Consider the following 25,044-nt stretch of genomic DNA (forward strand, 5'->3'; position numbering starts at 1 on the left):
CGGCGGGCACTGAGGCCCTGGGTATCTCGCTGGTCAGGGCGCGACGTCGGCGTTCGCCGGGGCGAACGCCGACGCGACCTCTGTGATATTTATTGTCTAACCGAGAAAAAATAGCCAACGCTTATCAAAATATTCTCGTAATTGCGCATTGCATGCAACGCTCGATAGTGCTGACGATGATTCTGTGTCTGGTCGTCGCGGGGGCGGCCCCACCGGCGGGGGCGACCGCGACAGACCAGCAAACTGAGACGCTCCAACCGAGTACCATATCTGCGTCGTCCGCCGCGGCGCAGGCCTCGGAGAACAACACCACCGTCACGGTCCTGTCGTACAACGACGTCCAGACCGCGGCGGCCGAGAACGGCACCCTGCCGCGGATGGCGACTCTCATCGACGAGCGCCGCGCGGCCCACGACAATCCGACGGTCGTCGTGGGCGGCGGCGACGAGATGGGTCCCCACTCGCTGTCGCCGCTGAGTCAGTGGGAGGTGCCGGTCGAGGGGATGAACGTCCTCGACCCCGCCGCCGACGTTATCGGGAACCACGAGTTCGACTACGGCTTCGACGCGGTCGAGAACTTCAGCGAAGCCTCGTCGTACCCGTGGTTGCTCGCCAACCTCGTGGACGAGGAGACCGGCGAGACCATGCCCGGAACCGAACCGTACCACGTCGTCGAACGCGGCGACACGAAAATCGGCATCGTCGGCGTGGCCGACGAGAAACTCCAGTCGAAGACCGCGACCGACTTCGACGAGGAGGGGTACGAACTTCGGAACTACTCCGACGTAGCGAGCGAGTACGCGACCGAACTCAAAGAAGAGGAGGGCGTCGATGTCGTGGTGGTGTCGGCCCACCTCGGGATTCCGGTCGCCGAGAACCTCGCGAACACGACCGACAACGTCGATGTCGTCGTGGTCGGCGACGACGAACAGGAGTACCCGCCCCGAGAGGTCGGCGGTGCGGTCGTGACCGAGTCCGAGGCCCGCGCCGAACACGTCAGCGAAATCAATCTCACGGTCGCGGACGGCGAGGTGACCGCGTGGGACGGTCGCCTGCTCGACGTGACCGAGAACGTCTCGAAGAACGAGACGGTGGCGACCGCCATCACCGACGCCCGCGACGAGGAACTCGACAAGCGCGCGGGCCGGACCGAGGTCGAACTCGACGCGAGCGCGTCGGCGAGCTATCACGACGACACCACGCTGGGCAACGTCATCGGCGACGCGTTCCGCGCCCAATCCGACGCCGACGTGGCGGTGACCAACGCGGGCGGCATCCGGTCGGACGCCGCCTACGGTCCCGGCAATCTGAGCGTCGGCGACGTGTACAACGTTCTGCCGTTCCAGAACACGCTCGTAACCGTCGAACTCACCGGCGCGCAACTCACCGAGCTCCTCGCGAGTCAGGTCGTCACGCTCGAAAGCGAGGAGGGCCAGCAGTTCGGGGCCGAACCCAGCCTCCAGGTCAGCGGCGTGACCTACGAGTGGGTCGGTCACAACGACACCGACGAGACGATTCGGGACGCGTGGGTGAACGGCGAACCGCTCGACGACGACGAGACGTACACCGTCACGGTCAACTCCTACATGGCCGGGTGGGACGACTCGGTGTTCGAGAACGCCACGGTCGTCGAGGAGACTGACATGCTCTACGGCACCGCCCTGCTGGAGTACGTCCAAGACAACAGTCCCGTCGAGGAAGTCGAGGAGGACCGCATCCGGCGCGTGGACGCCGAGGTCGAGACCGACTCGGTCGAGGTGGACGAGGGCACCGCCACGGTCGCGTTCGACGCGCCCGAGGGCACCGAGAACGTCACCGGCGACTTCCACGCGAGAAACGCCGACCACGACCGACTCGGTGCCGAGAAGGTCTCGCTCGAAGGCGAGACAGTCGAAGTCGCGTTCGACGCGGCCGACCTCCGGCAACTGTCGGGCGGCGACGACGTGCAGGTGTACGGCGAGTACGACACCGCCGAGTACGAGCGCGTCTACTTCGACCACTCCGTGATGAACGCGGAGGTTTCGGCCAGCGATGTCGGCGCACAGGAGACGACGGAGACGGCTACGACCACGACGGCCGAGACAGCCACGACGGCCGAGACAGCCACGACGGCTACCGAGACGACCACCGAACCCACGACGGTGGGCGGTGGTGAGGGCACCGGAAGCGGCGAAGCGACGACCGCCACGACCGCGACCGACTCCGACGGCGGCGTGCCCGGATTCACGCCCGCGACCGCGGTTCTCGCGCTTCTCGGAGCCGCGTTCGTGGCGCTTCGGCGTGCGTAATCGGCTGACTCCCCGTAATCGCTCGACCGCCTCCCGAAGTCGGGACGCGCTGGCGCGCCCGGTTCCGGGCGCGCCAGCGCGCGCAACTTGCAGAAGTCGGCTTTGAAAATGGAGTCGGGATACAGCGGACACCGAGGGCACGAGACTCGCGTGCGAATCGCGACCGAGTGGCCGCGATTCGCACGCCCCGTCCCCGTTCCCGCGCCGGATTTATATCCGGCGGGACCCTATCCGTTGGCGTGAACACGCGCACGAGTGCCCTCGACACGCTCGTTTTCGGCGTGGACGTTCAGAGCGGGGACGTTCGCGGCGACGCACCTTCCTACGCGCTCGTCGCCTTCGACGGTGAGAACATCGACCGCGACGTGGTGAGCCACCGAAAGCTCCGGCGACTCATCGACCGCGAGGAGCCCGCGCTCGTGGCGACCGACAACATGTACGAACTCGCGCCCGACAAGGACGCGCTCGTTCATTTCTTGGGCGGTCTCCCGGACGGGACCCGACTCGTGCAGGTCACGGGAGCCGAGCGGCCCGAACCCCTCTCGCGGGTCGCCTCGCGCCACGGGGTGCCCTACGACAAGAAGCCGATGGCCGAAGCCGAGGCCGCCGCGCGACTCGCGGCCGGAAACGTCGGCTACGAGGTGTCGGCGTTCGACGACACCACCGAGGTCAAGGTCTCTCGCGGGCGCTCGACCGGAAAGGGCGGGTGGAGCGAGGACCGCTACACCCGCCGGATGCACGGTGCGGTCCGCAAGCGAAGCCGGGAAATCGAGTCCGACCTCGATAGCGCCGGACTCGATTACGAGAAGGACGCGACCGAGAAGTACGGCGGCCTCTCGAACGCGGTCTTCACGGTCGAAGCCCGACCCGAGGACATCCCGGTCTCGAACCGTCGGTCGGGCGACGTGCGGGTCGAAGTCGAGCGCGTCCGCAGGGACGGCATCGAGTTCGAACCCCTCGCCAAGCGCCGGGACCACGTCCTCGTGGGTATCGACCCCGGTACGACGACTGCGGTCGCGGTCGTGGATTTAGGCGGCGAGGTGCTCGACGTTCTCAGTACTCGGACCGCCGACACTGCAGAGGTCATCGAGTGGATAATCGAGCGCGGGCGACCCATCGTCGTCGCGGCCGACGTGGAACCGATGCCCGAGACGGTCGAGAAAATACGCCGGAGCTTCGACGCCGCGGGGTGGGAACCGAACTCGGACCTCCCGATAGACGAGAAGCAACACCGGACCCGTGACCACGACTACGACAACGACCACGAGCGCGATGCGATGGCTGCGGCGCTCTACGCGTTCGACGCCCACGAGGAGCGATTCGAGCGCATCGCGGGCAAGGTCCCGCCGAGCGAAGACGTTGGGGAAGTCACCGCGCGCGTGGTCGCGGGCGGCGAGACAGTTGAAACCGCGCTCGCGGACCTCTCGGACGACGAGGAATCCGAGTCTGAGGAGTCCGAGCACGAACCGCGCGAGCTCACGGCCGAAGAAAAGCGCATCAAGCAGTTAGAGTCGCAGGTCGAGCGCCTCGAATCCCACGTCGAGGACCTGAACGAGACGCTCGAAAGCAAGGAGGGTCGTATCGGCCAACTGAAAGGCGACCTCGAAGCCGCCCGGAGCGAGGAGCGAAAGGACGTTCGCGAGCGCCGCGAGGTGTCCCGACTCGAACGCGAGAACGCCAGGCTCGAACGTGAACTCGACGAGCGCGACGAGAAAATCGAGTCGCTGGAGGGCAAACTCGCCCGACTCAAGGAACTCTGGAAACTCGACCACTCGAACTTCGCCGACGTGGCCGAGAAGAAGGCCGGTCTCGTGCCGGTCAAGCCCGTCGAGAAGTTCACCACGGGGGCCATCGAGTCGGCCCACGAACGCTTCGGACTCGCGACCGACGACGTGGTGTACCTCCGTGATGCCTCTGGCGCGGGTCGCTCGACGGTCGAGCGCCTCGTCGCGGTCGAACCCAAGGTCGTCCTCGTGGGTCGGGGCGGCCTCTCGGACGTGGCCGACGAGGTGCTGTTCGAGAACGAGATACCGGTCGGCCCGGCCGACGACGTGACGATTCAGGAGGTGGACGAACTGGCGGTCACGCGCGAGCGCGAGGTCGAAGCCGTCATCGGGGACTGGGAGGCGCGCGCGGAGGACCGCCGCAAGGAGCAGAAGGCCGAGCAGTTGGACCAACTCATCAGCGAACACCGGGCCGAACGCAACTACGATTCGCGGTCGTCAAGTGCGAGCGGGCAGAGTCCGTAGCGCCGGTTTCTCGTCGCCAATCTTTTGCAGTAGCTCGCTCGATGGAGTAGAGTCCTGGGCGAAGATACTGATGATACGTATAATACGTCTCGGCTTTCGATACGAGCAATACAATTAATACGCTCGATACAGTAAATTCGTGATAAGAGTCGCAGAATGCCGATTACGAAAGACACGTTCGAGCGAATCAGCGACGATGGACCACTGCCCGGAAGCAACGCAGAGCGTATTCTCGATTTTCTGATTCGCAACGAGAACAAGGCGTACACGCAGACCGAAATTGTCGAAGAAACCGGCGTCAAACGCGGAAGCGTCGGGCCGACTCTCAAGCGATTAAAGGAGCGGGGAGCAGTCGAACACAAAGCTAACTACTGGCGCGTAAGCGACCACGAGGTCGCCGCTCGAAGCGGTACTGCCCTCACTTCCGAAACTGCGAGCCAGTACGACGACGAGGAGTTCGATGTCGGGAAGTGGGCCGAGTACGCCGTCGATGGGGCTGACCGTGGCCGTGAGAACGAGTGAGAAACGAACGCGGCGATGTCGTTTTTGCACCCGACCCGTTCAAAGCAAGTGCAAATCCGCGGCCGTGGTTGATTCTCTCGGTCGAACCGCTTCCGTTCCCGGGCGAATTTCTCTGTGCGGCGCTGACCACTTCCGAACTCCCCGTCAATCACGCAGTGGAAGACGACCACTGGGTCGAGGGAGGACAGCCCCCTGACGAGGAGTCGTACTGCTCGCCGTGGCTCCTCGGCACGCTCAAATCAGGACAGATTCAGTTCACGCAAGGGTCGCTCACGACCGAGTTCGTGGATAGAATCACAGACGATGCACTCGACTATCTCGACGGCTCTCGCCGAGGTCGGGACTGACGTTCGTAATTTCACCTCTCTCAGCCCACGATACTTACCGTGCGAGACGCCAGCAGAGTCCCGGAACTCTAAAGCCGCGCGCGGGACACACCTCGCGTATGGACGCTCACGAACTCATCACGCGGAACACCGACGAGGTCGTCACCGACGAGGAGGTGCAAGACCTCGCGGAAAACCCCGAGGGCAAGCGGGTGTACGTCGGCTACGAGCCGTCGGGCGTACTCCACATCGGGCACATGCTCACCGCGAATAAGCTTATCGACCTCCAAGACGCCGGAATGGAGGTCGTAATTCTGCTCGCGGACGTCCACGCCTACCTCAACGGCAAGGGCACCTTCGAGGAGATTGAGGAGACCGCCGAGAAGATGCGCAAGCAGTTCCTCGCGTACGGACTCGACGAGGAGAACACCGAGTTCGTCTACGGGTCGGAGTACCAGCTAGAGGACGACTACGCGCTCGACCTCCACAAACTCGAACTCGACACCACGCTCAACCGCGCCCAGCGCGCGATGGCCGAGATTCAGGGCGGCGAGACCGCGAAGGTCAGCCACGTCGTCTACCCGCTGATGCAGGCGCTCGACATCGAGTACCTCGACCTCGATTTGGCGGTCGGCGGCCTCGACCAGCGGAAGGTCCACATGCTGATGCGCGAGGAGCTTCCCGAAATCGGGTACGAAGCGCGTCCTTGTCTCCACACCCCCATCCTCGCCGACCTCGGCACGGGCGAGGGGAAGATGTCGAGCAGTTCGGGCGTCACCATCTCGATGGAAGACTCCACAGCGGACATCGAGGAGAAGGTCAACTCGGCGTTCTGCCCGCCGACCCGCGACCCCGAGGGCGACCTCGAAAATCCCGTCCTCGAAATCTTCCGGTACCACGTCTTCCCGCGATTCGAACGGGTCGTGGTCGAGCGTCCCGAGAAGTACGGCGGGAATCTGGAGTACGACGACTACGAGGCGCTGGCCGACGATTTAGAGAGCGGCGAACTCCACCCGGCGGACGCCAAGGGCGCGCTGGCGAACTATCTGGACGAACTGGTCGCGCCGGGTCGCGAGAAACTGCGAGAACTGGAGCAGTAGCGCTTTGGACAGAGCGCCCCCGACCCGATACATTCACTTAGAAAACATCTTGCGGTGATTCTCGACGCACAAATTCTCGACTCGCTCGAAATCCCGGTCTGAAGCGACGACTGTCGCATTCAGCGAGCGCGCGACTCCGGCTAACAGCATATCCGGATGTTGAATCCGCTGGCCGCTGTCCATCAGTTCCTGACGAACCCGAGCCGCTTCGAGAGCGTACGCGTCGGTAAACCCGATTTCCGTAGTCCAGTCGAACGCCCGGTCGAAGTCGTCGAGTGTAACGTCGCTTTCGACTGCGAGACGACCTGCGAACAGTTCGTAGAGTGCAATCGTCGGCACTCCGAGGTCCTCGTCGCCGCGCTCTTCGAGGTAGCGTATCGCTGAGGCCCGTCCCCGAGTGTAATCCGCCAGAAAGCTACTGTCGAGACACTTCATCGATTCGCTTCTCGAAATCCTCGTCCATCTCACGCTTGACCTCTGCGACGGCGCTCTCGATGTCGGTCTCCGCAAGGATGCCGAATCCATCGTAGATAGTCGCTTCGTCGTCAGCCATCAGACGGTCGATGACCTCCACGAGACTCTCCCCGTCTCGCCTGCGTGCTTCGAGGCGGTCGTACACCTCGTCGGGAAGCGAGATAGTCGTCTTCGTCCGGTCTTCAGTGGCCATATCCGACAGTTGTGCGTTTTCGCTGATAAAGTTCCGGGTGGGATAGCCCGGGCGGCGCTACTCTCCGGAGGCAAAGAACTGCGTGCTATTCGAACCTATTACTCGAAGCCGCCGCCCATCATTCCGCCCATCCCAAAGCTCGCCATCAGCCCCGAAATCAGTCCCCACGCGACGAGGACGAAGCCGACCACTACCAGCCCGATTCCGGCGGCGATGAGGAGGTTCTGGAGCGCGATGACGGCGATTCCCCCGAGCAGGAGGAGGACGCCGAAGATGCCTTTCGCACCGAGTTTGTCCAGCATACTTCGGGGTGAGTCCGGCGGCGACTTAAAAGCCGTTGCTCCGGACATGGTTCTACGCTGTCTGCGGCATATTTAAACCTTCCCGCGACAAATGCGGACGTATGAGTGACAACGACGGCGGACGGCGGAAGAACCTCCGCATGCCCGACGACGACGAGGTGTTCGCCACCGTCACCAACATGCTCGGCGCGAATCGCGTGAAAGTACGCTGTGCGGACGGCAAAGAGCGCACGGCACGGATTCCCGGAAAGATGCAAAAGCGAATCTGGATTCGAGAGGACGACGTGGTCCTCGTCGAACCGTGGGACTGGCAGGACGAGAAGGCCGACATCACGTGGCGTTACGAGAAGCAGGACGCCGACCAACTTCGGAGCGAAGGGCACATCCAATAGAACCTTTTGCCGCGGGCGCGCCCCGAGAGGCGCGCCCTTGCAAAACGTTCATGAAAAACACTGCGTCACCCCCTCCCTCGGAGATACGGCGGCTTTGCCGCCGTATCTCCTCGGTCGAGGGTTCCTTGGTCCGCTCCTCACTTCGTTCGTCGCGGTAGAACTGCTGGTGCGCCTCGTGGGAAAGCCAGACGAGCGACTCTTCGAAGAAGGGGTCGCCTCGGCGTTTCTTCGAGGAGTGAGTCCTCGACGCGAAGCGGGCGAACTCCCGTCACCTCCCCAAAACGCACCCTTTTACCGCTGGACCCGGTAAGTCGGATAGATGTCCGAGGAGTACGGTCTACTCGAACCCGAGAACGTCGACGGCGTCGGCGACGAGTGGGAGGAGATAGACGTATCCGACACGGAGGCCGACAGAATCGCCCGCAAGCGCGACCGCGAGTTCAACGAGTTCCGCGAGCGCCTGACGGACACCGAGCAGTTCAAAGTCGAGCAGTCGGTGTTCGACGACGCGACCCTCGCGGCGCTCTACAAACTGGTCCAGGACGGCTACGTGCAGGCGTTCGGCGGCCCGCTCTCCTCGGGGAAGGAAGCGACGGTGTACACCGCCCTCGGGAGCGAGGACAGGGGTGAAGTCGCGGTCAAAATCTACCGCATCAACGCCTCGGACTTCCGGGACATGCGCGAGTATCTCGTCGGCGACCCTCGATTCGAGGAACTCGGCGGCAACAAAAAGCGCGTCGTGCTGGCGTGGACGAAAAAGGAGTTCGCGAATCTCAAGCGCGCACGGAAGGCCGGGGTCAGAGTCCCCGAACCCATCGCCGTCCAGCGGAACGTCCTCGTCATGGAACTCCTCGGCACCGTAGACCGGCGCGCGCCCACACTCGACGACGCACACCTCGAAAACCCCGAGACGGCCTTCGAGGTAGTCCGAGAGTACATGCGGCGACTCTACGCCGCCGGACTCGTCCACGGCGACCTGAGCGAGTACAATATCATCGTCCACGACGGCGAACTCTGTATCATCGACCTCGGGCAGGCCGTGACGAAACACCACCCCAACAGCGGGGAGTTTCTGACCCGCGACTGTGCGAACATCGCCTCGTTCTTCCAGCGACAGGGGATGGACGTTCAGGGCGACGAACTGGAAGCGTGGATTCACGAGCACGCCGACGACTGACCGAAACGTTCAAATTTCGGAAGTGACTACCTGATAGCGATGGAGTCCGCTCTCTCGACATGGCGCTGGCAGACGCCCGGAGAGCGGACAGTGTCGTGACCGCGTGCGGGACGGCTTCACCGCTCGTACGAGGATGACGGCGCTCACTCGCTTTTTCGCGAATCGAGTTTCGAGCGACAGCGACCCGTATTCACCACACATCCACAGCAATGCCAGAAGACACGACTTCAGACGACTTCACCGTCACGCCCTACGCGGTCGAGGGCGAGATAGATTACGCCGAACTCCTCGACCGCTTCGGCGCGGACGAACTGATAGATGACCAAATTGAGCGATTCCCCAACCCGGTCCACCCGCTGGTCCGGCGGCGGGTGTTCTACGCGGGTCGGGATGTGGACCGCTTTCTCGGCGCAGTAGAGGGCGGCGAAACCGTCTCGCTGGTCACGGGACGCGGCCCCTCGGGACCGATGCATCTCGGCCACGTCATGCCGTTCTACTTCGCCAAGCACCTGCAGGACCACACCGGCGCGTACGTCTACGTTCCGCTTTCGGACGACGAAAAGTACTTCGCGAAGGACCTCTCGGTGGCGGAAATCGGCGAGCACACCCGCGAGAATTTGCGGGACCTCCTCGCTGTGGGATTCGACCCCGAAAAGACGCGAATCGTCGTGGACACCGCCGACGCCGATGTGGTGTACCCCCTCGCGGTCCAGTTCGCCAAGCACGTCACCCAGTCTACGATGGAGGCGACCTACGGCCGACCCGACAACGTCGGTCTCGCGTTCTACCCGGCGGTTCAAATCGCCCACCTCCTCCTGCCCCAGTTGGTCCACGGGCGACACGCCAGCCTCGTGCCAATCGCGGCCGACCAGACCCGCACGTCCGACTCGCGCGCGACGTTGCGGGGAAGGAGGTGTTCAGCGTGGACAAGCCCGCGGCCCTGCTGAGCAAATTTCTGCCCACGCTCTCGGGACCGGGGAAGATGAGCAGTTCCGGAGACGCGCCCGCGATTTTCCTGACCGACGACCGCGAGACGGTCGAGCAGAAGATACAGACGCACGCCTACTCTGGCGGCCGGTCGAGCATCGATGCCCACCGCGAACTGGGCGGCGACCCCGAGGTGGACGTCGCGTACCAACTGCTCTACTACTTTTTCGAGGACGACGACGAGGTAGTCGAGCGTCTCGCCGAGGAGTATCGCTCGGGCGACCTTCTGAGCGGCGAACTCAAGGCGTATGCGGCCGAAAAAATCGCGGACTTCCTCGAAGCTCATCAGGAGCGCCGGGCCGCGCTCGGCGACCTGAAATCCGAACTCGAACCGTACCGGCTTACTCAGGACGAACGTACGCGGGCGCGACCGGAGGGGCTCGACTGTTCGAGTGACCCGAACGACTGACCGAGGGAGGTTTACCCGAATATCGGGACAAAGCCTTAAAACACCCCGAGCGACTACACACACTCATGCAACACGTGAAGATTCCGCAGGACCGAATCGGCGTTCTCATCGGCCAAGGGGGTGAGACGATGCGCGAAATCGAGAGTCGGGCGGAGGTCCGACTCGACATCGACTCCGAGAACGGGTCGGTCGAGGTCGAAAAGACCGGCGACCCCGTTCGCGGCCTCAAAGGCCCGGAAGTGGTGAAGGCCATCGGCCGCGGGTTCGCGCCCGAGGAGGCGCTCGCGCTCTTGGAAGACGACATGATGCTGTTCGACATCATCGACATCGACGCCGCCGCCCGGAACAAGAACGACCTCCAGCGACAGAAGGGTCGGCTCATCGGCGAGAACGGCCGGACGCGACAGCTCATGGAGGAACTGACCGGCGCGAACGTCGTCATCTACGGCACCACGCTCGGCGTCATCGGCCAGCCACAGCAGGTCGATGCGGTTCGGAGCGCGGCCGAGATGCTCTTAGACGGCGCGCCCCACGGCTCGGTGTACTCGTTCCTCGAACGCAAGCGCAACGAGATGAAGCGGCAGGGAATGGAGTTCCACAAGTTCACGGGCTGAACGGTTCCGGCGGTCGGTCGCGGGTTCGTTGAAGTGGTGTTCCGTGCGGACGCCGCGGCAAGCGTCGTGACGGCTCGGAAATAAAATATTCATGCCCAAACTATCTTAGTATTTCAATTACACTCTGGAATTATTCTAAAATCTATATATCTTTCCAACTGATATGTCTGATATAGGGTCATACATCTCTAGTGGTACGTCCAAATATAACTCATATTAAGAGATTTATTGCCACTCTCCTCCGGTGCTACTGATGGTACACGACTCAGACCGTCTGTCAGACCTGTTATCGCGGCGAAAATTCCTCTCGATGTCTGGTACCGTAGGAGCTGTCGCACTGGCTGGCTGTTCTTCGAGCGGCGACGACGGGGACGACGGAAGCACCGACAATGTCGATGGGGGCGGCGACGAAAGCGCCGACACCGACGATACCGGCGGGAGCGACGACGCCGACGATGGAAACGACGACAGCGGGAACGACGCCTCGCTGTCGGTGTGGTATTCGATTGGCGGGGACAAAGGCGACCTTGTCGCCACGCTCGCCGAGGAGTACGGCGAGGAGACCGAAGGCGTGGCTCTCAGTTCGTCCCACGAAGGCTCCTACGGCGAAACCTTCGACGCGACGCTGCGAGGCATCCGAAACAACGACCCGCCCGCACTCGCGCACCTCAACGCGGTTCACACCGTGCCCACGTACAACTCGGGGTCGTTCCAGCCGATTCAGTCGATAATCGACGACGTGAACCCGGACGATTACATCGGGGCCGCGCTCGACTACTACCGAGTCGGCGAGGACAATCAGTTCATGGCGCTCCCGTTCAACGCCTCCTCTCCCGTGCTGATGTACAACAAGGACGCCTTCGAGGAGGCCGGACTCGACCCCGAAGGCGAGGAGTACGAACCCACATTCCAGGAGTTCCGAAACGTCTGTGAGGCTATCGTGGACGACGCCGGATTCGACAGCGGTGCCACGTGGGGCAACATCACGTGGTTCGTCGAGAACTGGTTCGCGCTCCAGAATCAGCCGTTCGTCAACAACGAGAACGGTCGGGCCGAGGCTCCGACTGAGGTCAATCTCGACTCCGACGCCGCCGAGCGGTTCTACACCTGGTGGATGGACCTCTACGACGACGACCTCTACCAGCTCTCGGACAGTTGGGGTGACGCCAGACAGGCGTTCGTCAATCAGGACGCCGCGATGCTCATCGACTCCTCCTCGAACATCGTCGCCCAGCGCCAAGCCGCGGAGGAAGCGGGCTACGAGATGGGGCTTCTGGAGGTTCCGTCGTCCGAGGAGACGTGGGCCGGGGCGCTCATCGGCGGCGGTGCCATGTTCGTGCCCCGAGGAATCGACGACCAGACTGCGAGGGCGGCGGGCGAGTTCGCGAAGTGGGTTGCAAGCCCCGAACAGCAGGCCCGATGGCACCAAGGTACCGGCTACTATCCGGTCCACAAGGACAGCATCGAGATACTTGAAGACGACGGGTGGTTCGAGGAGCAGGACGGCATGCGTCTCGCTATGGACCAGTTACTCGATTCGGAGGATACCCCGGCCACCAGAGGTGCGCTAATCGAAGACCACGGACAGGTCCGAGACCTGTTGAGCAACGGCGCGGACCGGATGTTCGACGGCGAGGACGTTTCTTCGGTCCTCTCGGACGTCAAGAGCGACGTCGACGAACTCCTCGCGCGCTCGGCGTAAATCCTCATTACACGTCACCAATGAGTACTATCCAGCGAAAGGAGATATTCGAGTCCAAGTGGCAGGCCGCGCTCCTGGTGCTTCCGACGCTCACCGTGCTGGCGGTGTTCCTCTACTACCCCTTCGTCCAGACTATCGACCTCGCGTTGCAGGAGACGCAGTTGCTCGGTAACGCTGAGTACGTCGGGCTGTCGAACTTCGAACAGTTGTTGACTTCCGACAGATACCGGAACAGCCTCTGGGTCACCACGTGGTTCGCCGTACTCACCGTCTCCGGGTCGTTGCTCGTCTCGACGTACCTGGCGTTCCTCATTCACGAGACGGTCCGGGGTTCCTCGTGGTACCTCATCGCGGCTATCTGGCCGTACGCGCTCCCGATGGCGGTGGCCGGTTCGATTCTGAACTTCATCTTCCACCCCGAACTGGGAATCTTCACCAACGTCCTCGAAGTGCTGTTCGGGGTCTCGCTCAACTGGCACGTCGATGGGACGCAGGCGTTCTTGCTCGTCTCCGCCGCGACGATATGGAAGGGAATCGGGTACAACGTCATCTTCCTCGTGGCCGCTCTCGGACTGGTTCCCGAGAGCCTCGACGAGGCGGCCAAACTTGATGGCATCGGACGGACACAGCGACTCGTCAGGATTTACCTGCCGCTGATATCGCCCACGCTCGTCTTCCTCCTGATTATCAACAGCATTCGGTCGTTCTTCGGCGGTTTCTCGTTGGTCGATATCATGACCGGCGGCGGGCCGAACGAGGCGACGAACCTCCTCATCTTCAATCTCTACCAGGACTCGTTCACGTACAATCAGTTCGGTCTGGGGTCCGCCCAGTCCATCGTGCTGTTCCTCGTCGTGAGCGTCCTCATGTACGTCCAGCTTAAAAAAGTCGAGAAGTTCGCCTACTACGGGTGAGTACACGATGTCGAAACCCACAGTCACAAGCGATTCGGCCCAGTCCGACCCGAGCACCGTTCGAGACTTCCTCTCGGTTCCACCGTGGGTGACCGTTCACGTCCCGCTGTTCGTGTTGGTCACGCTGTCGCTGTCGCCCATCGTGCTGGCGGTGCTGATGAGCACCCAGTCTACGGTGGAAATATATCAGGTGTTCAACCTCGCTCCGGGGTCGGAAGGGCTGTCGAACTACGACACCGTCCTCACCGAGTACGACTTCCTGACCTACATTCCGAACACGTTCGTGATGGCTTCGATTATCGTCACCGGGGAAGTCACGTTCTCGTTGCTCGCTGCGCTCGCGCTCGTGTACTACGACTTCCCCTACAAAAACGTCGTCTTCGTCGCCATCCTGCTGACGCTCATGCTCCCGTTCCCGGTGCGAATCGTCCCTCTCTACAACCTCGTCACCGACCTCGGATGGGGAAACTCCGTGCTCGGCCTGTCGGGTCCCTACGTCGCCAGCGCGACGTCGGTGTTCCTGTTGCGCCAGCACTTCCGAGCGATTCCCGACTCGATACTCGAAACGGCCAAACTCGACGGCGTCGGCCCCCTCAAATTCCTCGTCTACGTGCTGATTCCGATGTCGAAGGGGATTCTGGCTGGTGTCGTCGTTATCAACTTCATCAGCGCGTGGAACAAGTATCTCTGGCCGCTGATAATCGTGAGCGACAGGCAAAAGCAGGTCGTTCAGGTTGGAATCGCTTACATCCAGGGAACCGCCGACGCGGGCCTCACCCAGTGGGGTATCATCATGGCCGGGTCGGTTCTCGCGCTGATTCCGCCGCTCGTCATCCTCGTCGCCTTCCACAGACCGATTATCCGGACGCTCGGCATTCAAGCGAACTGACCGACGAGAGGAAACACACCAATGAAAATCACTGAAACATGACACGAATCGAACTCGACGGGCTCGTCAAGGAATTCGACTCACTGACCGCAATCGACGGCGTTTCGCTCACCATCGAGGACGGGGAGTTTCTCGTCTTGGTGGGTCCGAGCGGGTGTGGCAAGAGCACGCTCATGCGCACCATCGCGGGCCTCGAAACGCCCACGGAAGGCGACGTCGTGCTGGACGGCACCGCCGTGACCGACTGGGAGCCGAAAGACCGGAACGTCGCGATGGTGTTCCAGAACTACGCGCTGTATCCGCACATGACGGCCCGCCGGAACATGACTTTCGGAATGAACTCCGTCGGGTCGTTCACCGACGAGGAAATCGACCGGCGGGTCGAGGAGACCGCGGACATCCTCGATATCGCCGACCTCCTCGACCGCAAGCCAGCCGAGCTATCGGGCGGCGAAAAACAGCGCGTCGCGATGGGGCGGGCGCTGTTGCGCGACCCCGACGTGTTCCTGCTCGACGAACCGCTCAGCAACCTCGATGCCAAGCTCCGCGACCAGATGCGCGCGGAGTTACAGCAACTCCACAAGGAAATCGGGACGACGACGGTGTACGTCACGCACGACCAGACCGAGGCGATGACCCTCGGCCAACGCGTCGCGGTGATGAACGACGGTGAAATCCAACAGGTCGATTCGCCCCAGACCCTGTACGACTTTCCGAACACGCAGTTCGCGGCGGAGTTCGTCGGGAGTCCCGCGATGAACGTCGTGCCCGTGCTCGTCGAGCACGCTGGCGACCGTTGGTTCGCGACTCACGAACAGTTCCGAGTCCCGCTTCCGTCGGGTGAGGGTCTGGCCGAGCGCCAGTTCGCGATGGGCGTCCGACCCGAAGACCTCCACGTCGTCGGGGAATCCCAGCACGAGAGCGCCCACATCGACGGGACCGTCAAAGTCACTGAACCACAGGGAGACGCACTCCTCGTTCACTGTCGTGTCGGAAACGACACGCTTCGGGTCCTCACGGACTCGCGGGCGTCGTACGAAATCGGCGACTCCATCGGCGTGAACGTGGACGACCGGCGAGTACACCTCTTCGACCCCGACGACGGCCGGACTGTGTATCACTCGGAGGGCCAGCAGGCACGAACCGAGGCGATTCTCGAATGAATGCGAGGCGACGGCTTCTTCTGGCGGGTCTGGTCGGTATCGAGGGGTCGCTTGCTGGCTGTTCGGCGGTCACCGAGGAGTTCAGTGACGAGAGCGATAGTAGCGGTGACGAGGATAGTCAGGGCAACGACCGACCGATTCAGGCCCATCGATGTTTCGCGGAGGACTATCCCGAAAACACGCGTCTCGCGGCGCGGGAGGCGGTCGAGGTGGCCGACCAACTCGAAATCGACGTGCGACGGTGTGGCTCGGGCGAAATCGTGGTCTTCCACGACGAGACGGTGGACGGAAAGACCGACGGCAGCGGGACCGTTTCGGAGATGTCGTGGGACGAACTCCAGGAACTGCGGGTGCTGGACTCCGACGAGCGAATTCCGCTGTTGGAGGAGATGCTCGACGTCATCCCGACTGACGTCGCGGTCAACGTCGAACTCAAGCACCACGACATCGCGACCGACGTCCTCAACGTCGTCTCGGAGTACGACCACGAGGTCATCCTCTCGGCGATTCAGCCGACCATCGTGATGCAGGCCGACGACGCACGCGAGTCCGACGAGGTCGACGTCGCGCTCGTCGGCGTGAGCGAACCGAGCAGAGCCGTCGAGACGGCCGTCTCGATGAACTGCGACCGAATTTATTTCGCGTATCAGTTCCTCGTCGAGACGAACGCCCTCGAAGTCGCCCACGACGTCGGCTTGTGGGTCAACACCGGAACGCTGGCGTCGTCCAGCCAGTACGCCGTCACTCGCGAGATGGACGTCGATGGCTTTAGCGGGGACTCGGCGGCGACGTTCGAAGAGTAGTTCGGTCCGGATGCCGCTCGATTGCGGACTGCTCGAAGGCCGCCGAACACTCGTATAAAAGCAACTGTGTTAAGCATTACCATATCACGTTTCCGGCCCCGTACCACCGGTTCGCTGACTGGTAGGGAAACGTTTATATAGAATGGCAATCAATCTATCAGGTGACTATGGCACAGCGAATGGGCAATCAGCCGATGATAGTACTTTCCGAGGACAGCCAGCGAACCTCCGGAAAGGACGCGCAGTCGATGAACATCACCGCCGGGACCGCGGTCGCGGAGGCCGTCCGCACCACGCTCGGCCCGAAGGGAATGGACAAGATGCTCGTGGACTCCACGGGCGAGGTCGTCGTCACGAACGACGGCGTCACCATCCTCAAGGAGATGGACATCGAGCACCCCGCGGCCAACATGGTCGTGGAAGTCTCCGAGACGCAGGAGAACGAGGTCGGCGACGGCACGACCACCGCGGTCGTCGTCGCCGGTGAACTCCTCGAGAAGGCCGAGGAACTCCTCGAACAGGACATCCACGCGACCACGCTCTCGCAGGGGTACCGACAGGCCTCCGAGAAGGCCAAGGAACTCCTCGAAGAGAAGGCCATCGACGTGAGCGCCGACGACACCGAGACGCTCGAGAAAATCGCGGCCACCGCGATGACCGGTAAGGGCGCGGAGAACGCCAAGGACCACCTCGCCGAACTCGTCGTCCGCGCGGTCCAGAGCGTGGCCGACGACGACGGCATCGACACCGGCAACGTCAAAGTCGAGACGGTCGTCGGCGGCTCCATCGACCAGTCCGAACTCGTCGAGGGCGTCATCGTGGACAAGGAGCGCGTCCACGAGAACATGCCCTACTTCGTCGAGGACGCCAACGTCGCGCTCGTCGATTCGGCGCTCGAAATCAAGGAGACCGAAATCGACGCCGAAGTCAACGTCACCGACCCCGACCAGCTTCAGCAGTTCCTCGACCAGGAAGAAGAACAGCTCCGCGAGATGGTGGACAATCTCGTGGACGTCGGCGCCGACGTCGTCTTCGTTGACGGCGGCATCGACGATATGGCCCAGCACTTCCTCGCCGAGGAGGGCATCATCGCCGTCCGCCGCGCGAAGTCCGACGACCTCAGCAAGCTCGCCCGCTCGACCGGCGCGAACCTCGTGAGCAACGTCGAGGACATCGAGGAAGACGACCTCGGCTTCGCCGGAAGCGTCGCCCAGAAGGACATCGGCGGCGACCAGCGCATCTTCGTCGAGGACGTCGAAGAGGCCAAGTCCGTGAGCCTCATCCTCCGCGGCGGCACCGAACACGTCGTTGACGAAGTCGAGCGCGCAATCGACGACAGCCTCGGCGTGGTCCGCGTCACGCTCGAAGACGGCAAAGTCGTCCCCGGCGGCGGCGCGCCCGAGACCGAGCTCGCGCTCGAACTTCGGGACTACGCCGACTCCGTCGGCGGCCGCGAACAGCTCGCTGTCGAGGCGTTCGCCGACACGCTCGAAGTCATCCCGCGCACGCTCGCGGAGAACGCGGGTCTCGACCCCATCGACTCGCTCGTGGACCTCCGCAGCCAGCACGACGCTGGCGAGTTCACGTCGGGTCTCGACGCCTACACAGGCGAAGTCGTCGATATGGAAGCCGACGGCGTCGTCGAACCGCTCCGCGTCAAGACCCAAGCTATCGAGTCCGCGACCGAAGCGGCCGTCATGCTCCTCCGCATCGACGACGTGATTGCGGCGGGCGACCTCAAGGGCGGTCAGGTCGATAGCGACGACGGCGGCGACGGCGGCGCTGGCGGCCCCGGCGGCGCGCCCGGCGGTATGGGCGGCGGCATGGGCGGCATGGGCGGTATGGGCGGCGCGATGTAAGGTCGCTCGCCGACGCTTGGACCGCCCCGACTCTGCGGTCCTGCGCTGGCAAACACCCCATCGAAAACATCGTCGGAGTTCCGCTCTGACGACGCTGCACCGAATCGCACCGCATTCGCCGACCGCACGCCCGCCCGATTTTCGGGCGTCGTCGCGTGCTGTCGTCTGACTTCGCTATCGCTCTTCGAGTTCCTGCTTCTTCGTCGAAGTGCTCGACCAGCGGTGACGCCGGTCTCGCAGACTCAGTTCACGAGACGTCGCTCAGGAGAAGTCGCTCAGGAGCGTGTTCGTGAGCAACTGGGAGGTCCCTCTCCGAACGCGCTCGGACGCCGACTGGCCGCTGATGTCGAGTTCGTCGCCGAGTTCGTCGAGCGACACCTGCCGGGGCACGTCGAAGTAGCCCGCGCGGTGGGCGGCCGTCAGCGCCTCGCGCTGTTCGGGACTCAGCCCGAACTCGTCCTCGATTTCGGAGTCGCCCGGTGTGTAGAGTCGGTGGAGGCAGAAGCTCACGTCGCGTTCGGTGCAGTACTCGCGCATTCGAATCACCGATTCGCGGTCGGGAAACCGAACCCGGCGCTGCCACCCCTCGTGGGTTCCGGTCGCGGCGAGCGGTGCGGCCCCGAGTCGCTGGTAGTGGGGGTAGATTGGAACGAGATTGTCGGCGTCGAGTCGGACCTGATACAGTCGCCTGTCGCCCAACTCCTCGATGACCTCGTCGGTCAACACGGTCTCGTCGCGTTCGAGACCCGCTTCCAATCTATCGAAGTCGCCGCCGGACGCCCAGAAGACGGTGAGCGGGTCGTCGGCCTGAGTCCCCATCTGATGCTCGAGTTCGACGGTCGTGTCGGGGGCCGCGTCGAGCGTGCCCGCCAACGCGAGGTCGGGGGACCGAAGCGAGAACTCGGCGATGAGGCTCATTACGGCCTATCTTCTCTCCGTCGTTTGAAAGTGTATCGGTCGCCGGACAGTTCGCTTACGTGTCCGGGTCGCATAGTGATTGCTGTGACTCCCTCCCGGGAGGGAGTCACAGCAATCACTATCAGTCGTCGATGTCGAGTTCGAACTGCTCGTGTTCGGTCGCGGCGTTCAACACGACGCTGGTGTTGCTCTCTTTGATATCTGGGTCGTTGAGCAGGGTCTTGATGTGGCTGTTCATGCCGTCGGTGTCGGAGAACTTCCCGACAGCGATGATGTCGTAGTCGCCCGTGACCTCGTAGACGCTTATCATCTGGTCGTGACCGCGCAGGCTCTCGGTCACGTCGGGGAGCGCGTCGCCCTCGACTTTGAGTTGGAGAATCGCGGTCACGTCGTAGCCGAGTTCGTCGTAGTCGATTTTCGGGGTGTAGCCGTCGATGACGCCCTGCGATTCGAGGTCCTTGAGATGGTTCGACACCGTCGTCACCGACACGTCGAGTTCCTCGGCGAGACTTCGGAGACTCGCTCGACCGTCGCCCAATAGCGCGTTCACCAACTTCGCGTCGAGATTTTCGTACGTCATTACGTTCACCGACGTACCCCACCCTTTAGAATTTTACGAATATCCAATTCTAGCGCCGAAAGACAGAATTGCGCGGAACAGCAACGTTTTAGTAGTGGACGTAGTCGTAGATACTGACGACAAAGATGACGGATGGACAAATCGCAGCCGGTGAGGAATCGGGGCTAACAGCGGCCGAACAGGACGTACTCGACGAAATCGAGGAGAAGAACGTCGATTTCGTTCGGCTCCAGTTCACGGACATCACGGGGACTGTCAAGAACGTGAGCGTTCCGGCGTCGCAGGTCGAGAAGGCGTTCGAGGAAGGAATTTGGTTCGACGGCTCCTCCATCGAGGGGTTCGTCCGGATTCAGGAGAGCGACATGCGTCTCGAACCCGACCCCGAGACGTTCACGGTGCTCCCGTGGCGCTCGAACGGCGACTCCGCGAGCGCGCGGCTCATCTGTGACGTGATGAACACCGACGGGACGCCGTTCGAGGGCGGTCCCCGTCAGGTCCTCAAGAGCGTCCTCGCCGACGCCGAGGAGATGGGCTACACGGTCTCCATCGGACCCGAACCCGAGTTCTTCCTGTTCGAGAAGGACGAGAACGGGAAGGCGACGACCACGCCCCACGACTCGGGCGGCTACTTCGATCTCGCACCCAAGGACCTCGCGAGCGACGTTCGTCGCGAGATAATCTTCACGCTCGAACGGATGGGCTTCGAAATCGAAGCCAGCCACCACGAGGTCGCCGACGGCCAGCACGAAATCAACTTCAAGTACGACGACGCGCTCTCGGCCGCCGACAACATCGCCACCTTCCGGGCGGTCGTCCGGGCCGTGGCCGAGCAGAACGACATCCACGCCACGTTCATGCCCAAACCCATCAGCGCCATCAACGGGTCGGGCATGCACAGCCACATCAGCCTGTTCGACGAGGACGGCAACGCCTTCGCCGACGCAGACGACGACTACAATCTCTCGGAGGTCGCCTACAAATTCATGGGCGGCGTGCTGAACCACGCGCAGGCGTTCACCGCGGTCACGAACCCGACGATTAACTCCTACAAGCGCCTCGTGCCGGGCTACGAGGCCCCGGTGTACATCGCGTGGAGCGACGTGAACCGCTCGGCGCTCATCCGGGTTCCGGACGCCGCGGGCGCGAGTTCCCGGTTCGAGATTCGGAGTCCCGACCCGTCGTGCAACCCCTACCTCGCGCTCGCCGCGGTCATCAGCGCGGGACTCGACGGCATCGAGAACGACGCCGACCCCGGCGAGGCCGTCTCGGAGGACATCTACGAGTTCGGCGAGGCCGAACGCGAGGAGTACGGCATCGACACGCTCCCCGGCAGTCTCGGCGAGGCGGTCGATGCCTTGGAGGAAGACGAGGTCATCACCGACGCGCTCGGCGAACACGTCACCGAGAAGTTCGCGCAAGCAAAGCGCGCCGACGTGGCCGACTACAAGACCCACGTCTCGTCGTGGGAGGAAGAGAAGTACCTCGAAAAGTTCTAATTCGGCGTTTCGGTTTCTGCTAACTCGGCGTTCCGACTCCGGCTTTTTTCGCGCGCTCGACCACTAGGGGAAGCAGGAGGATTCCCGCGGGCACCACCAGATTCAGGCCGAACACGGCCACGAGTGGAAGGTCGAGTCCTGTTCCGGCGTAGCCGACCGCACCGAGCGCCGCCAGTCCCGCGACCGCGGTCGCGGGACTGACCCGCCCGTCGGGGGCCGTCCCGAGCGCGAGCCACGTCGCGGTTGCGCCCGTCACGCCCGCGACTGACGCGACCGAATCCGCGGTCAAACCGCTGGTCGCCAGCCCCGCGACTGCGATTGCAGTCACGACGCCGAACGCGCGGGTGGGGTTCCAACGAGTCACCCGCAGGAGGACCCAGAGGTAGGCCAGTCCGACCGCGATGCCCGCCACCACGTCCACGACGTAGTGAACTCCGATGATGACCCGCGCGGACGTGACCGCTATCACCGCGGCCGCGGCGACCGTCGCGCGCTGCGCGCGCGTCCCGCGCTCGACCACGAGCGCGAGCAGTCCCCACAGCGTGGTCGAGGCGATTGCGTGACCGCTCGGGAAGCCGTAGCTTTCGGCGTGGCCCACCTGCAACTCGGCTGGCGGGCGCGGGAGCGCGAACGCGCCCTTCAGCGTCACCGTCAGCGCGAGCGCGCCGAGAACGGTCGCGACCGCGAACGCGCCGCGTTCGCGGTCGTCGAACCAGTAGAGCAGCGCCGCAACGACGATGAGAAACCACGCATCGCCGAGTTGGGTCACCACCGTGAACGCGTCTCGGACTATGGGGGGGAGGGTCTCGGCGAGCGTCTCCGTCACGCCGAAGCTTCGGTCACTCATTCGCGCTCACGTCGTTCGTCCGGTCAGTTATACGCTACGACCTGAAATCGCGGACGCGGTCGGTGATTCGCCTCGGCAGGCCGAGCGCGCTGACGCTGACTCCGGTCAACACCATCAGGACGTAGAGTCCGAGCGTCGAGAGCCAGATGACGACCATCGCGGCGATGGCCCACCCGCCGGTGAGTTCGACGAACGCCGCGATGGTCATCGCGGTCCCGTACAGCAGGACCAGGTACGGACCCCACCCGCGGGCGCGTCCCTTGCGCATCTGCCTGCGGACGTACCGCTTGAGTTCGGACTCCACCTCCGGCTTCTCGACGGTGCGGGATTCGATGTCGTCTTCGAACGATTCCACGTCGGCTCGCAGCTCCCGGAGTTCGTCGCGGAGGTCCACGATGTCGGGAGCGGATTCGTCGTCTGTCATGTATCGGGAGAGTAACTCCTGTTTCCGTTCGACTCTGGCCGATTCGGGGTCGCGGGTTCGCTCGGCGTACCCGCCGTGGTCGGCCACCACGACGTTCACCACCGCACCGAGCAGGAGGACGATGCTCCCGAAGTACAGCCACGTCACCAACAACAGCGCGGTCCCGAGAAACTGCGAGGGACCGGTCGAACTGAACTCCGCGTAGATGCGGAACAGCACCTGCAGGGTCGTCCACCCGACGGTCGCCACGACCGCTCCGGGGAGCGCCTCCCGAACCGAGACGTTCGCGTCGGGGAAGACGACGTACAGCGGGAGGAAGACGGGAACGAGCGCGGCCAACTGAATCGCGGTCGTCACGACGCCGACGAACGGGAACTCGGGGAACAGCGCGGTGACCGCACCCGTCGCGACGAGAACCACGACCGCGGCCCCGATTGCGACCAGCACGGTCGCCCCGTCCTTGAGTTGGTCCACGATGCTCGCGGCCCCCTCAGTGGCGTAGATGGCCGAAAACGCCTGGTCCAGTCCGCGGAACACCTTGAGCGTACTCCACGCCAGCACGACCAGTCCGATTGCGGTCGTCCCGCCGCGACCCGAGGGTTCGAGGATGAACTCCCGGAGTTGCTCCTCGCCGGTCGCGGTCAGCAGGCCCGACGCCCGTGTCACGACCTGCTCGGCGAACGCCTCGCCGGCGACGAACGAGGCGACTACGAACGCGAGGACGAGCAGGGGGATGAGCGAGACGAACGCGTAGTACGCGATGCTCGCGGCCAGAAACGTCACGTCCTGCTCACGGACCTCCTCGAAGACCGACCGGCCGACGCTCACGGCGCTTCCGAATCGACTGGGCACGCGACGTATTTCGCTGACGGGATACAAATATTCATTGGCACTTCGCGCGGGCGCTCGGTTCCGACGCCTCCGACCTACTCGACTCGTGTCGCTTCGCGTATCTCTGTCACGGTCGCCGGTGTCTTGAACGTGGTTCCGCCGTAGTGGGTGCGCGACGCCGGGAAACCGACGTCCCGGAGTCGGGCGAGGAACTCGTCCATGCCGGACGCCGACCGGGTCCACTCCTTGCAGAGTCGGTGCTGGTCGTAGTGGGTCGGCTCGTGGCGCTCGTCTTCGAGCGCGTCGAGCAGGCGTACCGCGCGAGTCGCGGTGCCCATCTCGTCGTCCACTTCCTCGCGGACCGCCGCCACGAACTCGGCGTCGTGGGCGGGACCGAGCCACAGCGGTCCGGCGGTCAGCATCCGATTCCCGCCGCACTCGGGACACGAATCGAGCGGGTCCGCGATGAGGCCCGAATCGTGTTCGCGGTAGAGGCAGTCCTCACAGTGGTAGACGTGGCCCAACTCGTCTATCGCGGCGTTGGCGTCGGTCGCGCTGTGGTCGAGTTCGAGGTAGGTCCGGACGTAGTGACTCGTCGCGTGCGTGAGGACGGGCGTCACGCCGGCGTCGTAGCGCGCGGCGGTGCGTGCGAGCGCCGAGAGCAGAATCCGGACGCCCATTTCGGTGTGGTAGTCGGTGTTGCGCGGGATTGCGCTGTACTTCCGGACGCCGCTCTTGAAGTGTGCGCCACAGAGCGGCGCGGTGTCGGTCGCGGTGACACAGACCAAATCCCGGGTGTTGGCGAACGCGGCGTCGGCGAAGGGAATCGGCGTCCCGAACGGGTCGATGTCCACCACGTCGAACACCGAGTCGTGCATCACCGCGTTAGCGTCGCGCTGGACCACCTCGGCGTCGAGGTCGTTGCGCTTCAGATTCCGACGACAGAGTTCGACCGCGTCCGGGTCGATGTCGGCGAGGGTCGTGTCCCACCCCTCGGCGGCCGCGCGCGTGCCGCGGACGCCGCTGGCGGCCGTCGCGTCGAGATACGTCTCGGCGCGGGGTTCGCGCTCGCGGTAGGCCCGCAGGGTCGCGACGGTCAGGTCGCGGTTCAGCTCTTGGACGGGGTTGAAGAACACCTCGTCGCCGATTCCCTCGTCGGTCTGCTCGGGAACTTCGACCTCGACCGCGCCTTCCCGGACGTTCATACTCCTGAGTCGGGACCCCGCGGCGAAAAGCGAACCGATATTACCCACCTTTTTCCGCCTCGGGTGTCCTCACGCCCTCACTTCGTTCGGACGTTGCGGCACCACTCGGCGCAAAAATCTGCACCGTGGGAGCGACGCTCCCACGAGCCTTCGTTCGCATCGCTCACGAAGAGACCAAAAAGTCCGCTCGCTGACGCTCGCGGTGCGACTGCTCGTGCGCGCACCTTCGGTGCGCTGTCTCGTGGATTGGTCCGCTGGTCGCGTTCGATGTTGGCTCAGCCGTATTTCAGGTTAGTCGGACTGGCGGTTCCGAGGTGGGGTGGCGGGGGGGGGGGCCGCCGCGGGGGCGCCCCCGCCACGAAGAACACACGGCAGGAGGA

The 25,044-nt window shown here is 63.5% G+C and carries 23 protein-coding genes and 1 pseudogene; 16 read left to right on the top strand and 8 right to left on the bottom strand.

The annotated features are described in order from the left end of the window. Positions 1-152: 152 nt before the first annotated feature. The 5 genes from EKH81_RS13655 (at position 153) to EKH81_RS13675 (ending at position 6,485) form a co-directional block, all read left to right on the top strand. A complete protein-coding gene (locus EKH81_RS13655; RefSeq protein ID WP_132058998.1) occupies positions 153-2,288 on the top strand; it encodes a 5'-nucleotidase C-terminal domain-containing protein in 2,136 nt (711 codons plus the stop codon). 239 nt (positions 2,289-2,527) lie between these two features. Beyond that, positions 2,528-4,537, top strand: coding sequence for a DUF460 domain-containing protein (locus EKH81_RS13660; protein ID WP_132058999.1), 2,010 nt, complete (start codon positions 2,528-2,530; stop codon positions 4,535-4,537). Positions 4,538-4,693: 156 nt separating this feature from the next. After that, on the top strand, positions 4,694-5,059 hold the full coding sequence (locus tag EKH81_RS13665; protein ID WP_132059000.1) for a MarR family transcriptional regulator: 366 nt from the start codon (positions 4,694-4,696) through the stop codon (positions 5,057-5,059). Between the two features lie 68 nt (positions 5,060-5,127). Beyond that, positions 5,128-5,406, top strand: a complete 279-nt coding sequence (locus EKH81_RS13670; protein ID WP_202935148.1) for a hypothetical protein — start codon at positions 5,128-5,130, stop codon at positions 5,404-5,406. 98 nt (positions 5,407-5,504) lie between these two features. Continuing rightward, positions 5,505-6,485, top strand: coding sequence for a tyrosine--tRNA ligase (locus tag EKH81_RS13675; protein WP_132059002.1), 981 nt, complete (start codon positions 5,505-5,507; stop codon positions 6,483-6,485). Positions 6,486-6,518: 33 nt separating this feature from the next. Here the strand turns inward: EKH81_RS13675 and EKH81_RS13680 are convergent, their stop codons facing one another. The 3 genes from EKH81_RS13680 to EKH81_RS13690 all read right to left on the bottom strand — a co-directional run bounded on the left by EKH81_RS13680 (position 6,519) and on the right by EKH81_RS13690 (position 7,454). Further along, positions 6,519-6,920: a PIN domain-containing protein gene (locus EKH81_RS13680; protein WP_162224629.1), complete on the bottom strand. Its 402-nt coding sequence runs from the start codon at positions 6,918-6,920 to the stop codon at positions 6,519-6,521. Further along, positions 6,901-7,152, bottom strand: coding sequence for an antitoxin VapB family protein (locus EKH81_RS13685; RefSeq protein ID WP_132059004.1), 252 nt, complete (start codon positions 7,150-7,152; stop codon positions 6,901-6,903). Before EKH81_RS13685 ends, EKH81_RS13680 begins: the two co-directional genes overlap by 20 nt. 98 nt (positions 7,153-7,250) lie before the next feature. Next, positions 7,251-7,454: a DUF7470 family protein gene (locus tag EKH81_RS13690; protein WP_132059005.1), complete on the bottom strand. Its 204-nt coding sequence runs from the start codon at positions 7,452-7,454 to the stop codon at positions 7,251-7,253. A 101-nt stretch (positions 7,455-7,555) separates the two neighbouring features. On the opposite strand from EKH81_RS13690, the gene eif1A reads away from it, so the two are divergent. The 10 genes and pseudogenes from eif1A (at position 7,556) to thsA (ending at position 18,363) form a co-directional block, all read left to right on the top strand. Beyond that, the gene (eif1A, locus tag EKH81_RS13695; protein WP_132059006.1) at positions 7,556-7,846 is read left to right on the top strand and encodes a translation initiation factor eIF-1A; all 291 of its coding nucleotides are present in this window, start codon (positions 7,556-7,558) and stop codon (positions 7,844-7,846) included. A gap of 319 nt (positions 7,847-8,165) precedes the next feature. Beyond that, positions 8,166-9,023, top strand: coding sequence for a serine/threonine-protein kinase Rio1 (gene rio1 / locus EKH81_RS13700; protein WP_132059007.1), 858 nt, complete (start codon positions 8,166-8,168; stop codon positions 9,021-9,023). A gap of 209 nt (positions 9,024-9,232) precedes the next feature. Beyond that, positions 9,233-10,419, top strand: a pseudogene (locus tag EKH81_RS13705) (tryptophan--tRNA ligase). Between the two features lie 65 nt (positions 10,420-10,484). Beyond that, on the top strand, positions 10,485-11,033 hold the full coding sequence (locus tag EKH81_RS13710) for a KH domain-containing protein (protein WP_132059008.1): 549 nt from the start codon (positions 10,485-10,487) through the stop codon (positions 11,031-11,033). 310 nt (positions 11,034-11,343) lie between these two features. Further along, positions 11,344-12,735 (top strand): extracellular solute-binding protein, encoded by a 1,392-nt coding sequence (locus tag EKH81_RS13715; protein ID WP_162224630.1) that lies wholly within the window; start codon positions 11,344-11,346, stop codon positions 12,733-12,735. A 20-nt stretch (positions 12,736-12,755) separates the two neighbouring features. Next, positions 12,756-13,649, top strand: a complete 894-nt coding sequence (locus EKH81_RS13720; RefSeq protein ID WP_132059010.1) for a carbohydrate ABC transporter permease — start codon at positions 12,756-12,758, stop codon at positions 13,647-13,649. Between the two features lie 7 nt (positions 13,650-13,656). After that, on the top strand, positions 13,657-14,538 hold the full coding sequence (locus EKH81_RS13725; protein ID WP_132059011.1) for a carbohydrate ABC transporter permease: 882 nt from the start codon (positions 13,657-13,659) through the stop codon (positions 14,536-14,538). Positions 14,539-14,576: 38 nt separating this feature from the next. Continuing rightward, on the top strand, positions 14,577-15,701 hold the full coding sequence (locus EKH81_RS13730) for an ABC transporter ATP-binding protein (RefSeq protein ID WP_132059012.1): 1,125 nt from the start codon (positions 14,577-14,579) through the stop codon (positions 15,699-15,701). Then, complete coding sequence (locus EKH81_RS13735; RefSeq protein ID WP_132059013.1) at positions 15,698-16,504, top strand: glycerophosphodiester phosphodiesterase; 807 nt, start codon at positions 15,698-15,700, stop codon at positions 16,502-16,504. The genes EKH81_RS13730 and EKH81_RS13735 overlap by 4 nt, the downstream gene beginning before the upstream one ends. 194 nt (positions 16,505-16,698) lie before the next feature. After that, a complete protein-coding gene (gene thsA, locus EKH81_RS13740) occupies positions 16,699-18,363 on the top strand; it encodes a thermosome subunit alpha (protein ID WP_132059183.1) in 1,665 nt (554 codons plus the stop codon). 261 nt (positions 18,364-18,624) lie between these two features. On the opposite strand, the gene EKH81_RS13745 is transcribed toward thsA, so the two are convergent. Both EKH81_RS13745 and lrp read right to left on the bottom strand, forming a co-directional pair. Beyond that, positions 18,625-19,281: a helix-turn-helix domain-containing protein gene (locus EKH81_RS13745; RefSeq protein WP_132059014.1), complete on the bottom strand. Its 657-nt coding sequence runs from the start codon at positions 19,279-19,281 to the stop codon at positions 18,625-18,627. 121 nt (positions 19,282-19,402) lie between these two features. Further along, positions 19,403-19,861 (bottom strand): HTH-type transcriptional regulator Lrp, encoded by a 459-nt coding sequence (gene lrp / locus EKH81_RS13750; RefSeq protein ID WP_132059015.1) that lies wholly within the window; start codon positions 19,859-19,861, stop codon positions 19,403-19,405. A gap of 125 nt (positions 19,862-19,986) precedes the next feature. On the opposite strand from lrp, the gene glnA reads away from it, so the two are divergent. After that, on the top strand, positions 19,987-21,357 hold the full coding sequence (glnA, locus tag EKH81_RS13755) for a type I glutamate--ammonia ligase (protein ID WP_132059016.1): 1,371 nt from the start codon (positions 19,987-19,989) through the stop codon (positions 21,355-21,357). A gap of 19 nt (positions 21,358-21,376) precedes the next feature. Here the strand turns inward: glnA and EKH81_RS13760 are convergent, their stop codons facing one another. The 3 genes from EKH81_RS13760 to EKH81_RS13770 all read right to left on the bottom strand — a co-directional run bounded on the left by EKH81_RS13760 (position 21,377) and on the right by EKH81_RS13770 (position 24,664). Further along, a complete protein-coding gene (locus EKH81_RS13760; protein WP_132059017.1) occupies positions 21,377-22,204 on the bottom strand; it encodes a phosphatase PAP2 family protein in 828 nt (275 codons plus the stop codon). A gap of 34 nt (positions 22,205-22,238) precedes the next feature. Next, a complete protein-coding gene (locus EKH81_RS13765; RefSeq protein ID WP_132059018.1) occupies positions 22,239-23,480 on the bottom strand; it encodes a YihY/virulence factor BrkB family protein in 1,242 nt (413 codons plus the stop codon). 74 nt (positions 23,481-23,554) lie between these two features. Further along, on the bottom strand, positions 23,555-24,664 hold the full coding sequence (locus EKH81_RS13770) for a tRNA (guanine(26)-N(2))-dimethyltransferase (RefSeq protein ID WP_132059019.1): 1,110 nt from the start codon (positions 24,662-24,664) through the stop codon (positions 23,555-23,557). Positions 24,665-25,044: the final 380 nt, after the last annotated feature.

It is taken from the genome of Halorussus amylolyticus (assembly GCF_004143485.2).
GTDB lineage: Archaea > Halobacteriota > Halobacteria > Halobacteriales > Haladaptataceae > Halorussus > Halorussus amylolyticus.